Here is a 13,449-nt window from a genome sequence, read left to right as displayed (position 1 = left end):
TTCTCAACTTAGGGAAAATGCGTTTAATTCGGCGATAAAAAAGGAGGGGGATATTTGTGCCCTTTTTAAAAAAGCTTTTGTAAAGTGCTGTGTCGTGCTGAAGCCGGCCTCTTCAGCCAGCGCTCTATTATTATATTTTCTGTACCGTGGTTCTTCCTTTAGAAGGTTGATGATATAATCTATCCTGAGGTCATTAACATAATCGGTAAATTTTTTGCCACTGTGCATTAGGATCACTTTTGACAAATACTTATGATTTGTAGAAAAAGACTCAGCAATTTTCACAGCTGTCAGTTCCTTTTGAAGGTATTTATGCTGATCTTCAAATTTTTGTAAATGCTTTAAAATAGAAGCTATTACTTCTGCCTTAATGGGTATAGGATCGTTTTCTGCAATTTTTTGAACCGTTGAATTTATTAAAGGAGTTGTAGCCGCCTTTTCCTGCATTATTTGTTCAAATCGTATTTTATACTGTTGCTTACTTTTAAAATATTTATGAATGAGGTAAAGCAAAAAGCAAATTAATAACAAGCCCAATACAATGAAAACGATCTCATAGTTCTTTCTTATCAATAGCCTTGTCTCTACAGCGCTTTTAGCCTCTATAAGTTTTGCGGTATCATATTCCTTATGGATTTTTTGCGAAAGGTATTTATAGTTACTGTTCAATAAACTGTCGGCTTTGAACAGTCGGTTGATATAATACAATTCACTTTCCGGATTACCTTTTTCGTGGCTGTATTTAATTAATGCCTCATAGCCTTCGCGCATATCAGGGCGTAAGTAGTGCTTCTCCCCAAATATGTAGTCTACTTTCCTAAAATAGGTATATGCAAGTGCTTTATTCCCCAAGGCCATATTTGCTTTCCCAAGGTAAAAGCAGGCTATGGCTTCATTGGCAAAATCATCATCTTTCAGTATGCCGGGAAGTGATTGGCCAATTAAACGCAGCGATCTCTGATATTGTTGCAGGAAGTAAAGATTAATGCCTTCTGAAAGCCGAAGGTAAGGATCCAGTTCTGATATATTTAGCCGCCGGCTTTCTTTCAGGGCTAGGGCGTTGGTAGTACTGCACAAAGCATATTTCCCCATCCGGCTATAGCAAAGCCCCGCGGAATGCAAACAGTTTAAATAGGCAAGGTCGTTTTCCTTTTTAAAGTAATACGAACATTCCTGAAAGAGATGTAGAGCCTCTTCATAATACCCTAAATAATATTTGATATGGGCAATGTTATATTTTGCTTTAAATTTTAAATACAGGTCGTTGCCTTTTGCTATATAACGTTCGGCTACAAGATAATTATCAAGCGCCTGGGGATAGTGCTTCATAGAATAATGAACAATACCTTTTGTGAGGTATGCCGATCCCAATATGTCATTATTACGCGTTTTCGAGGCTGCAATTATCATGCTGTCGGTATATGCAAGCCGCTTACTTTCTTCGGAAGCGTGCACAAAATTTTTATATCCCTCTACAACTTCCGGCCAGTTTTTCTCGCCATACGCTTTAGCCAGGTACGCCCTGAGGTATATAGTTGCCTGTGGTTTGCCCTCAAACCTGTCGATATGGTCGCTTAAGTAGGCATAATTTTTTAAAAGCAGGGTGTCTCTTTCAGGGTAATAAATTATACCTGCAACTGCCCTGGATGTACAAAAGGCAAGGATAAGCATGAAAATATCTAAATGGCGTTTCAAACTAGGTTGGTTTTCCGGTTTTGGCTTGACTACATTTCATGAGATATAAATCCGCTTACTAAAGTATCTATTTTATGGTAATAAAATACATTTGCGCAAATGAATTTACAGCAATTTTAAATAATGCCTAATATATGTTTAAGTAGTTGATTAATATTTGATTACGGGTATAAAGTGTAGTGTGTAATTCTAGAAATACGAACTGAAAATTCTAGAATGCCACAAATAGTTTATTGCTTAACATTGCACATAAGTATAGATTTGCCATGAATTCAAAGCGGCTGTTCAAATCCCCGGGCGAAATGGACTGGATAAAACAAATTCAGTAACCTTTTACATTTTAAAATTATGATTAAATCAATCCTGTGGCTTTTGCTTTTTGCAATGGCTTCACTTTCGTGCAGTCCTGAAGTTCAGGAAACAGAAAACCGGCAAGGACAACAAAATCTACTCAATGAAACATTAAGGAAACCCATTACAATGCCTGCAAACCCCGACAATGAATATGACAAAGCCGGATGGATGCATAACCAGATATTAGAAGCATATACATACAATACCCCTGCCTCGCTCGCAGCGCGTGTCATGGCCATAGAATCAATAGCACAGGCAGACGCTACCTTTTTATCGCTGGCACCGGGTTACACCTCAATCAGTACTGCCCAACTCAATGTAATTGTACAGGACAACCTTACTCAGGTATTATCTAACAGCTCTTTATCAGCTGCTTCACAAAATAACCTAAATGGTATTATTGATAATATTTTTGACTTAGAGTCTAATGCATCTTCCTATGAGGCCATATATAACCTTATAGTAGCTTACGAATCCGGAATTATTGGAAACACTGCATTACCGGAATCAGAACGTAAAATTATCCTGACTACCACCTCTATAGCGCGTTATGCTGCTTTTTATGACAGGAAGAAAGGTAAGGATAAAGACTGGCGCATGTCCAGAGGCAGCCTTACAAGCGCTATATACGGTTCGCAGGAAGGACCGGGCAAAGCCATTATCATGTCGTTAGCCGGAGGACTTTATAACAATGGTAACTAATGTTTGTCTGGATATATCGTAATGAGGCTCTGATCAGGCGCATCTGTAGCTTCTTAATAATCGGGTTGAACCTCACCGGCCTGATCGTAGTTATAAAACTGGCAGGCTATGATGCCTTAGTGGCCTATTCAAAGCAGGAAGGTGAAAAGCTGGACAGCTTACGGGGAATAGTATATGTACTCTCTTTAGTGGCAGCTGCAAATATATTTTTTTGCGCATCATCCTATATTAAGAAGGAAAAGTAATATCATAATCCACACCTTATGATGCATCATCTCATAAACAGCACAAAAAAGCTTGACCAGCTTGAGTGCAATGGTATTACGATTTTTAAATGTAAAATTTCTAATACGACAGATAAGCAGTTTACACTTGAGTTTTTTTCAATTCTCCTAGTAAAGTCCGGAATACTTCATGTTAACCTTAATAATGTTAACTATCAGTTATGTGCTGGTAATGTAATTATCGTTTCCCCCGGTGTATTGTGCGGAGTATCCAAACCGGAAGGTAATATATCTGTTCAATGCTGCATTTTTAAAAAGTCGTATGCTGCTACAAATTTGTTTAACAGCTCACTGTGGCAGCAATTACAATCAATTGCGCATACATCATTTTGGGTATTGCATGCAAAACCCCTGCAATATGAATCTTTGCACCGTACCTGTAAAGTCCTTGACAGGAAAATTAGCAGCACTTCGCGCTTCTATATTGAGTTTATCCAGTTAAGTTTTATCCAGCTTATTTACGAAATAGCGGCAGTTTATTTTGAAAGCAATGAAGAAATTCTTTCAAATCACGACAGGAAAGAAAAACTCGTACAGCGCTTTTTTGATATTCTTCATCAGCATGCAGACAGGGAGCATAAGGTAAAGTTTTATGCGGATAAACTTTGTGTCACGCCGGGCCATCTTAATAAAATAGTGAGGCAGCGCCGTAAAAAAACAGTAAAGCAATGTATAGAAGAAGTAATTATATCTAAGGCTAAGCCGCTTTTAGAGGACAGGGCGCTACCCATTAAAGAAATTACAGAAGAGTTGGGCTTTGCTACGGTACCCTCTTTCAGCACTTTTTTTAAAAAGAATACAACCGTAAGCCCGACAGAATATCGTTTCGGTGCGGCTCAGCAAGGTACAGGTCAAATTCGTTCTGTCAGCCCAAAGCTTGTTTTTTGATTTATTTCCAACTGAAGCATTTCAGTAAAAAGGATTGATTTTTAAAAACTTAGGCAGGATTTTGATAACTCTTTATCCGCATCTTGTAGGTAAGTTTGGAAGATAATAACACTGTAGCGTGATGCTTGGGTTTCAGCTGCCCGGTTCCATTCTCTTTTCGCTTACAGTAATAAAGCGCAGGCATATCAATATTCAAAGTAGCACTTTCGGGAATCTAAATAAAGCATTGTTTTCTTATCATGGATCCTGCCCGCCAAAGCAGCATGTATAAGGACTATTAGGTTGAACTTTAAATTTAGAATTAATGAAACAATTAAACACAATTTTCAAGAAATCATTTGTTGCGTTCTTAGTTGTACTATTTGGTATGACAGCGAGTTTTGCACAAGTCGTGACAGTACCGGCAGGCTGTACTGTTAAAGTAGCGGGAACCGGTGGATCTATTGCCCTGAACCAGGTTGGGAATGGAGGCGTAGTAGCCATGCCGGATAACTTTGCCGGCGGAACATTTACAGTAACTACCCCGGGTGGCTATACGTTGACGGGATGGAGCTTACGGGGCGATCTTTCGGTAACAACAACAACGAATATACCGCCAACTCCGCCAACGCAATCTGCCGGTGCAGTATCTTCATTGAGCATACAGTCGTATAATAAATTCCTGCGTGGGTCAGAAGGTGCAGCGGGAACTCCCGCTTCAAAATTGGGTAAAAGTAAAGGTACTGTGAGCATAGGATATAACGCTGGTGCCTGTAGTGGCTACAGCCTTACATTCGAAGTTTATAAGACCTATACAACAGCACCTCCAATTGTAGGCCCCGCATGCGTACAGGGCGGGGTTCCGTGTACTTTTTCCGTTGATCAGGTAGCAAGTGACAATGCCGGTGACAATATTGGTTTTGACCAGTATTACTGGACTGGGATGCCCCCCTCTGTATTAAATTCTACTTACTACTCTGCCGATAATAGCTCTATTACGTTTACACCCATTGCTTCGGGCGCATTTACCATTAAATGCTGCTTGGGCAGGGCCAACCCATGGGATGCGGGAACATCCGTAAATGGAACACTGGGAACAACATGTGTTACAAAAGATATAGGTGATGCACCTTCTGAACCAACGGTAGGAACTACAACAACACCTCTTTCTACAATTATGCCACTTTGTGCACCAACCGGATCTTCTGCTACATTTACAATTAATTACAGTTCTCCTAATACCTGCACATGGACTGCACCCAATACCGGCTGGATTGTTGGTACACCTGTGTTAGTGTCCGGTAATAATTATACTGTGACCATAGATACAAATGGTTTTAATAACCCTGGCGTATTAACCTTAACGGTTGGCAACGCACCTTGTGATCCGTTAACATTCCAGTATCAGATCAACCGTTCATTTGCAGCTCCGGTAGCCATTTCCCCTGTTATTGCCGGTACTACCTGCTTGTTTCCGGGAAGCAGTAATAATATGTTTACCATCAGTACTTCGGCCGCAGCCAACCCAACCACCTGGACCATATCACCTTCTGGCACAGGGGTTACACTGGCACCTTCAACACCTAACTCTACAGTAGCTGTAAACGTAGCTGCCGGGGCAACTACCGGAACGTATACACTAACGGCTAGATCAACTGCCTGTACAGGCAATATTACCTATACCTTCAGGGTACGGCCTGTAACGCCAACCATAAGTGGGCCGGCATGTGTTGTTAAGGGTGCATTGACCTCTCAAACCTATACTTGTGCAGCTACACCGGGCGCAACATATACCTGGTCGTTCCCGTCTGGCTGGACCGCGTCCAGTTTCACCACTACTACCAATTCAATAACAGTCACCCCAGCCAGTACAACAGCAACACTAAATGGAACTGTAATTGTAACGGCAAATGGTATTGTAGGCTGTAACAGCTCAGCCTCTACTACTATAGGCTATAGTGCCGCAGCACCTACAGGCGTAGTAGCCGGCTGCTTTAGCGTAGGTGTACCGGGTACCAATTCTGTAACATTTACTAATCCGCTTTCGGGTACTTATACAGCTACGCTTATTCCTACAGGAGGAGGCAGCAATTACATTACAGGAGGCGTGACCTTTACATCTCCTAATATCCTTACATTTAACACGAATGCACTTGCCGCAGGTACTTACAATCTGTCTATTACACATAACAGTGGTTGTGGCGCTGCTGCTACAAGTGTAACATCGGTTACTGTTTCTGCCAATGGCGCACAGCTGTTCACATCTTTTAGCGCGGGAAATCCTGATAGCTACTTTGTAATAACGCCTCCTCCAAGCGCTACATACCAATGGTTTGTAAATGGTTCTGCTGTAGCAGGCGCAACGGCTAATAACTTCTCTCTAAACGGCCCGGTTGTTTCCCCGGGATCAGTTACAGTTTGTGTAAATGTAACATCAGGAGGATGTACAACACGCCTCTGCTCATCTGCAGGTACGCATACACAGCGCGTAGCCCAGGGATCAGGACCTGATTCCGGCGATGATGACATCAAAGTCTATCCTAATCCAAATACAGGTAATTTCTTTATAAAGATTCCTGGTTTCAATCAAAAAGCTACAGCCAGCATATATGATGTTTCCGGTAAAGAAATCAGTAGATATGACCTGCAAAGTGGAGAAAATAATATTAAAGGTGAAGCATTAGCCAAAGGTTCTTATATCATAGTATTAGATATCGATGGTCAAAAAGAAGCTAAAAAAATTATTATCAAATAGTTTAATCTACAATTTAAAAAGGAACTTTGGCATGCAAATGCCAAAGTTTCTTATTTTTACAATGTTATGATTTGGAAAATTGAAATCTGTATGCTATGAATAAAATAGTACTTATAATAGGTTTACTAATTTGCACCTGTAATTGTTATTCGCAAAAAGAGCTTTGGGGCGTAAATAGGGGTAGCGAGAATGCTACCGGATACAATGGTAATATGATAAAATATGACATCAATGGCCAAAACCCAACGATTGTCCATGAATTCTTAGACTTTTCAACCGGAAAAACACCAAAAGGGAAATTATTTTTAGCGTCAAACGGTAAGCTATACGGGATAACAGTGGCAGGAGGTAATACTTCTGGAGGTGTTATTGCAAACGGGAATGGTGTCTTGTATGAATATGACCTGGTTTTTGATAAATACAGGGTGGTGCATTATTTTGACACACAGGCTCCAAGTTATATCTATGGTGCCGGTGTAACAGAACCTGTAGCCGGAAAGCTTTATGGCTCTGTTTCAAACAGGGTCTTTTGTTTTGATTTAGCAACAGAAACCTTTACATTTTTAACAGGGGCTGCCGGATACAGCATAGACAGCGAATTATTCAAAGCTTCTAACGGTTTTTTATACTGTACAACAAGAGATTCATTTTGCCCCGGAGTTAGTTCTGTAGGGCCAAATAACTTTGGTACCATTATCAAAGTAAATATTAACGGGAATAGCATACAGCAGGTATACCAATTAAAATGCGATGGGAGCGAGGGTGGCAGGTTTAGTGGTGAATTTATAGAAACAACCCCTGGCAAATTAATTAATATTACAGAGGGGGGGGTAACGCCATGCCAGGTGATGGGACGATACTTGAGTTTGATATCAATACGAACACGCTAACAAAGAAAATCGAATTTAATGGAGACAATTTGGGCAGCGGGCCACAAGCCACATTTAACGCAGATAATGGCAAGCTGTATGGCGTTTGTCAAAACGGCGGCATTAGCTATGTAACCATCAATGATGTAACCTACACAGAGCACCGTGGTACGCTGTTTGAATATACACCTGCTACAAATGCCATTACGAAACTACATGATTTCGGAACGCAGCAAAACCCGCCCAATTTATTTACAGGAGCAAATCCAAATTATATTATGAGGGCATCGACAGGAAATTATTTCGGGGTTACCTCATTCGGGGTTTTTCAGTTTAACCCTGCCGATAATTCTGTAATCATGCCTACACCGTTTGGAACCCCTTTACCTCCTAATGCCAATGTCACAGAATCTTTGATCGAAATATGCCGCAAGCCCTCCTACCATGAGTTTGTTACAGACACCTTTAATCCATGCGAAAACACTCCTTTTAGCTTTGATGTCCAAAATACTAATGCAACATCTTATGTGTGGAAAAAGAATGGTGAAGTTGTACCGTTTCAAAGTTCAGGTATTTTGAGCTTTCCAAATATCACTGTAGCCGATTCGGGTAATTACACCTGTGAAATGGAAAACGAATGCGGCATAACAGTTACTACAGTGCTGCACATCACGGTCGGGTGCTTAGGCATTGATGAAATGGATGCTTATAAGAAGCTAATAACTGTATATCCAAATCCGGCCAAAGATGTCCTTAGCATAAAGCTGCCCTACAACAGCAATATAAAAGTTACCGGATGTACTATTTCCAATATGCTCGGGCAGGTAGTTTTTAAAAGTAATGAAGAAATCGCTCAGGTTGAAACTGCTAATTATGCAAAAGGGGTTTACAACATTGTTTTAAAAACCGACAAAGGCAATTGGTTTGGAAAATTCATAAAAGAGTAGTTGCTGTCTGTTTCCGAATTTGCCCCGGGAACTTTGGCCACTTTTGAAAATTTTGCGCGTTGCCGGGAAAATAAAAAAGCCTGCAAATATTAAAATTTGCAGGCTTTATAGGCTTTCGGGACGTTTTGTGTGTTTTTGGCAACTTTGAAAAGTATGCCTTAAACCGTCTTCGTGGAATCGCCGGGAATCGAACCCGGGTCCAAACAGGGAAGCAAAGAGCTTTCTACACGCTTAGTTTCCGCTTGGGTTTTCGTTAGTGTGCAAGGCCGGAAACTGCCACACACTACTTAGCTTCTTAGTCTCGATGCCCCCACGAAGCGGAAAGGCATCCAGGTATACATTTACGGTTCTCCTAATCGAAACGCCGCATACCGGGGCTTTTCAGGAGAATCCCGCCTCCCTGCCTTGCAGGGACGTGGCTAATTCTTACTATAATTCAGATTAAGCAGCAAGAGCGTAGTTATTTTCGCCGTTTAAATGTTTAAGGCAATGATATACGGGAACAGCCTCATTTCCCGACGTGCTTACTGTCTGTTTCGGCCTGCTGTCAAAACCAGTCGACCCCAGTAATCTATAGATTTGGTATACAAAAACAATACCAGATAATATGGTGCAAATATAATGATTTATTTTTAAAATAATAATTGCTTAAAAGCGCAATTACTGTTATATTTGGGCAGATTTTGGTAGGTATAAGTGATATTTTTAAGATATAACGTTTTCGTTTTACTGAGCCTAACAATTAATGTCGCATTTAAAGTTGAGATTGCTATGAAGTTTGGGATAATAAAGGAAAGAAAGTCGCCGCCGGATAAAAGGGCAGTATTTTCACCAAAGATGCTGAAAGCCTTTAAAGAAATGTATCCGCAGGCAGAAATTAAAGTGGAATCGTCTGATATACGCATCTTTAAAGATGAGGAATATGAGGCGCTTGGGTTTGAGATAAGTAACGACATGACGGATTGTGATGTGCTTATCGGGGTAAAAGAAGTTCCTGTAAATGCACTCATACCTGAGAAAAAATATTTTTTCTTCTCTCACACAATAAAAAAACAGTCGCACAACCAAAAGTTATTACAGGCTGTTATCGACAATGACATCGAGTTGTATGACCACGAGACGATTGTTGATGCTAATAACAAAAGGCTTATCGGCTTCGGCAGGTATGCAGGCAATGTAGGCGCTTATAATGGTTTCAGGGGATTCGGAATAAAATACGACCTGTTCAGCCTTCCGAAAGCTGAAACGCTGCAGGACAAGGATGCCCTCGTAGCCAGGCTGAAAAGGATAACGCTGCCGCCGCTAAAGATTGTACTTACAGGGAAAGGTAAAGTAGGCATGGGCGCTAAAGAAATACTTGATGCCATAAAAATAAAAGAAGTGTCTGCTGATGATTTCCTTACAAAGTCGTATGACGTTCCGGTATATGTACAGATAGATGTACTGGAGTACAACAAAAGGAAAGACGGAAAGAAGCTTGATAACAAAGATTTTTACAATAACCCGAAGGATTACAGTTCTGACTTTGAACGTTTCACAAAGGTGTCCGATATTTTTATTGCAGGTCATTTTTGCGGAAATGATGCGCCGGTAATCCTTTCTCAGGATATGCTGAAATCAAAAGATAATAAAATTAAGGTCGTAGCCGATATTTCCTGTGACGTAGATGGCCCGCTGGCATGTACGGTACGGTCTTCTACCATAGCGGAACCATTCTACGGCTATTACCCTTCAGAAAATAAAGAAGTAGATATGCAGCACCCGGCTGCGATTGTGGTTATGGCTGTTGACAACCTGCCATGCGAACTCCCAAGGGATGCTACCGAAGGCTTTGGGGAAATGTTCCTTAAACATGTTATCCCGGCCTTCTATAACGGTGATAAGGATGGCATACTGAACAGGGCGAAGATAACCGAAAAAGGGCATCTCGCCAAAAGATTCAGCTATCTCGAAGGATATGTAGAACAAAAAGAAACAGTGCCCCAAGTATAGGGGCATTTTTTATTTTGGGCTTTATTGGGATTAGTTTTTTAAATTTGAGAAGTAATTCTGAGAAAATGCCCTTAAAAAGATTCCTGTTATCGGTTTTCCTGTTCGCTTCTGTAGTAATACAGGCGCAGGGACTTCTGCCTTTCGTTGAAAACTTCACCAAATCAGAATATCTGGGCGATAACCAGGTTTGGAACGCGGTGCAGGGAACCGACAACGCAATGTATTTTGCCAACAACCATTTCTTCCTCAGGTATAATGGCGTTAAATGGGAAAAATATGCGCTCCCAAATAAGACTATCATACGCTCGGTATTTGTAGACGGTGATAGGATTTACTGCGGATCCTATAAAGAATTCGGCTATTGGCAGCGAAAGCGCGGGAAAATGGAATATACCTCGTTATCCAAAGATAAGGGCCTCTTTCTTGGGAATGCCGATAATGAGGAGATATGGAAAGTTTTTAAGCACAAAGGAAACATCTATTTTCAATCGTTCAATGAGATATACATTCATAATGGCAAATCGGTTGAAAAAGTAAAATTCCCGTCCCAGATATCATATTGCTACCTTATAGATGATACTATTTATGTAGCATCGGTGCGCAATGGCATTTATGTAATGGAAGGCAAAACCTTTCGCAGTGCAGAAGGCTGGGCCGAACTGAATGGGAATGTCATCCACGGGATGGAGAAGAACAGGGGCGACATCTATATCTTTTCTAAAAACAATGGTGTTTATATTGCGAATGGCAGCAGGCTTATTCCGTGGAAGAGCAGGGTGAACGACCTGCTGAAAAGCGATGTGATACTTGTAGCCAAATTTATTGACCAGAATACGCTGGCAATTGGTACGGGACTTCAGGGGCTTTATATCATCAACCTCAATACGGGTGAATACAAGAATATAAACCGTAAAAATGCCCTTAAGAACAATGCCGTCCTGTCTATTACGCTCGATAGGGAAAAAGACATCTGGCTCGGCCTTGATAATGGAATATCGCATATAGAGGTCAACTCGCCGGTCTCCATTTTTTCGGATACTTCAGGAATCCTGGGTTCGGTATATTCGCTTTCCACGACAGATAATGGTTATTTATGTGTAACCAACCACGGTATTTTTACCTACGATAATAAGCAGCTCGAAGCTATACCCAACTCCCAGGGCCAGGTGTGGGACATCTATAAGAATGGCAGTGAGTTCATTATCGGGCATAATGATGGTACCTTTGTTTATAAAGGCAGCGCCCTTAAATGGGTCAATCCGGTAAACGGGGGATGGAAGTTCCTGAAGAGCACTTATGATGGTGCGTATTTTCAGGCGAATTATTCGGGTATAGCAGTCTATAAGGATATAAACGACCTGTCCAAATGGAAAATACTCGACAGTATTACCAAACCCATCAGGAATATTGCCCAGAACAAGCCCGGTGAGCTCTGGGCCGCAGATAACTACAGGAGCCTTTACAGGATAACGTATGATGCCTCCTTTAATGTAAAGCGCGTTGAGAATATATCAGCAAAAAATAACATCAATAGCGATTATGGGGTTAAGATATTCAATTTCAGGAATGAGATCTTATTCCTTATTAATAATGCCTGGTATACGTATAACAGCATCTCAGGCAGGCTGGAAAAAAACGCCCCGTTTAATGATGCTTTTCGTAATATTTCGGATATCATCCCTATAGACGATGACAATTTCATGGTGATTAAAGATGGGCGGCTGTATACTATATCCAAATCCGAAAAGGAGTTCGTTTGGAAGCTGTTCCCTGAAAAATATTACCAGGGCCGCCTCATCATGGAAAACACGCAGCTTAGCAAAGATGGCAACCGCCTGCTGCTAAATCTCGACGATGGTTTTCTTGCCTTCGGGCCCGGAGGTGACAGGCTGAAAGAGCATAAGATTACCATTGAAGCTTTTTACCAGGGATCGCCAATTGACGCAACTACCGACATCAAGTATAACCAGCCCGTACAGGTTAACATAATCTCGGGATATTTCGGGTACAATCGACCCGACCTGTTTTACAGGCTTAACGATGATAATTATGTGTCTGTAGGGAACGGAAGCCTTACTTTGAATAACCTGGCGAGCGGAAAACAGGAGATTGTTGTGTACTACAATGATGGTGTCAAATATGTAAAGGTCGCTTCTTATAACTTCAGGGTGAGCAGGCCGTGGTATTTTTCATTTTTAATGATTGTAGTATATGTACTTGCTATTTCAGGCATATTCTTCTTGTACTATCGTTGGAATAAAGTGAGGTATAACCAGAAGATCAGGCTGAACGAGGAAGAACTCAAGCACCGCAGGCAGATACTTGAGCTGGAAATGGAGGCGGAAAATAAGCTCAGGCAGCAGGAATATGAAAAGCACATGCTGGAGATGGAAGTGCAAAGCAAAGCATCCGAGGTTGCAGGGAAATCGCTTTCTATTGCCAAGCATAGTGAAATGATAGAAAGCATCCAGGAAGTGTTAGATTCGGAGTCAGATGGCAATCACGTCAAGTCACGTATCCGGAAAATCCTTAAAACAAATGCGATCAATAAGAATGAGTGGCTCAACTTTGAAAAGAATCTTATGAAAAGCCATGAAGAGTTTGTAGAAAAGCTATCAAAAAAATATCCGGCACTTACCGCAAAAGATATCAAGCTTTCAATCTACCTGAAGATGAACCTTTCATCAAAGGAAATAGCGCCATTGATGAATATATCTTTCCGCGGAGTAGAACTTCACCGGTACAGGCTGCGTAAAAAACTCGACATAGGAGCCGAAGAAAGCCTTTATAAGTTTATGATAAATATATAGAAAAGTCATATTTTTATACAATACTTATAAAATATCTTAGATTATTATATACTCTTTATACATCATCACTACATCATATAGTCTTTATATGATGTGTATGTTGATATTGTAAATTACTTATTTATAATTAATTATATATAATTTTTGCGTAATTGATGTAGTGTAGTAAGGTAT

The 13,449-nt window shown here is 40.8% G+C and carries 9 protein-coding genes and 1 other RNA gene; 8 read left to right on the top strand and 2 right to left on the bottom strand.

The features are described from left to right. Positions 1–3 precede the first annotated feature (3 nt). Positions 4–1,695: an AraC family transcriptional regulator gene (locus HYN59_RS16095; RefSeq protein WP_146185969.1), complete on the bottom strand. Its 1,692-nt coding sequence runs from the start codon at positions 1,693–1,695 to the stop codon at positions 4–6. Positions 1,696–2,043: 348 nt separating this feature from the next. Between HYN59_RS16095 and HYN59_RS16090 the strand changes: the two genes are divergently transcribed. The 6 genes from HYN59_RS16090 (at position 2,044) to HYN59_RS16065 (ending at position 8,473) form a co-directional block, all read left to right on the top strand. After that, positions 2,044–2,751 carry a hypothetical protein gene (locus HYN59_RS16090; RefSeq protein WP_108779254.1) on the top strand — a complete coding sequence of 236 codons (708 nt, stop codon included), beginning with the start codon at positions 2,044–2,046 and terminating at the stop codon, positions 2,749–2,751. A 65-nt stretch (positions 2,752–2,816) separates the two neighbouring features. Then, the gene (locus HYN59_RS16085; RefSeq protein ID WP_146185968.1) at positions 2,817–2,996 is read left to right on the top strand and encodes a hypothetical protein; all 180 of its coding nucleotides are present in this window, start codon (positions 2,817–2,819) and stop codon (positions 2,994–2,996) included. Positions 2,997–3,014: 18 nt separating this feature from the next. Next, positions 3,015–3,923 (top strand): helix-turn-helix domain-containing protein, encoded by a 909-nt coding sequence (locus HYN59_RS16080; protein WP_108779252.1) that lies wholly within the window; start codon positions 3,015–3,017, stop codon positions 3,921–3,923. A gap of 304 nt (positions 3,924–4,227) precedes the next feature. Beyond that, a complete protein-coding gene (locus HYN59_RS16075; protein ID WP_108779251.1) occupies positions 4,228–6,657 on the top strand; it encodes a T9SS type A sorting domain-containing protein in 2,430 nt (809 codons plus the stop codon). 95 nt (positions 6,658–6,752) lie between these two features. Next, positions 6,753–7,547, top strand: coding sequence for a choice-of-anchor tandem repeat GloVer-containing protein (locus HYN59_RS16070; RefSeq protein WP_108779250.1), 795 nt, complete (start codon positions 6,753–6,755; stop codon positions 7,545–7,547). After that, positions 7,496–8,473 carry a T9SS type A sorting domain-containing protein gene (locus tag HYN59_RS16065; RefSeq protein WP_108779249.1) on the top strand — a complete coding sequence of 326 codons (978 nt, stop codon included), beginning with the start codon at positions 7,496–7,498 and terminating at the stop codon, positions 8,471–8,473. Before HYN59_RS16070 ends, HYN59_RS16065 begins: the two co-directional genes overlap by 52 nt. Before the next feature lie 169 nt (positions 8,474–8,642). On the opposite strand, the gene ssrA is transcribed toward HYN59_RS16065, so the two are convergent. After that, positions 8,643–9,038: a transfer-messenger RNA gene (ssrA, locus tag HYN59_RS16060) on the bottom strand. Positions 9,039–9,244: 206 nt separating this feature from the next. Here ssrA and HYN59_RS16055 point away from each other — a divergent pair. Together HYN59_RS16055 and HYN59_RS16050 are read left to right on the top strand one after the other, a co-directional pair. After that, complete coding sequence (locus HYN59_RS16055) at positions 9,245–10,465, top strand: NAD(P)-dependent oxidoreductase (protein WP_108779248.1); 1,221 nt, start codon at positions 9,245–9,247, stop codon at positions 10,463–10,465. Between the two features lie 65 nt (positions 10,466–10,530). Then, positions 10,531–13,275, top strand: coding sequence for a helix-turn-helix and ligand-binding sensor domain-containing protein (locus HYN59_RS16050; RefSeq protein ID WP_108779247.1), 2,745 nt, complete (start codon positions 10,531–10,533; stop codon positions 13,273–13,275). Positions 13,276–13,449 lie beyond the last annotated feature (174 nt).

Origin of the sequence: Flavobacterium album (assembly GCF_003096035.1) — a bacterium.
GTDB classification, from domain to species: domain Bacteria; phylum Bacteroidota; class Bacteroidia; order Flavobacteriales; family Flavobacteriaceae; genus Flavobacterium; species Flavobacterium album.
This window is presented reverse-complemented; position numbering and strand designations above follow the sequence as displayed.

Bases quoted from the DNA above. Each gene is read 5' to 3' on its own strand.
- HYN59_RS16065 (WP_108779249.1), top strand. From the start codon at position 7,496: ATGCCAGGTGATGGGACGATACTTGAGTTTGATATCAATACGAACACG.
- HYN59_RS16080 (WP_108779252.1), top strand. From the start codon at position 3,015: ATGATGCATCATCTCATAAACAGCACAAAAAAGCTTGACCAGCTTGAG.
- HYN59_RS16070 (WP_108779250.1), top strand. From the start codon at position 6,753: ATGAATAAAATAGTACTTATAATAGGTTTACTAATTTGCACCTGTAAT.
- HYN59_RS16090 (WP_108779254.1), top strand. From the start codon at position 2,044: ATGATTAAATCAATCCTGTGGCTTTTGCTTTTTGCAATGGCTTCACTT.
- HYN59_RS16075 (WP_108779251.1), top strand. From the start codon at position 4,228: ATGAAACAATTAAACACAATTTTCAAGAAATCATTTGTTGCGTTCTTA.
- HYN59_RS16050 (WP_108779247.1), top strand. From the start codon at position 10,531: ATGCCCTTAAAAAGATTCCTGTTATCGGTTTTCCTGTTCGCTTCTGTA.
- HYN59_RS16055 (WP_108779248.1), top strand. From the start codon at position 9,245: ATGAAGTTTGGGATAATAAAGGAAAGAAAGTCGCCGCCGGATAAAAGG.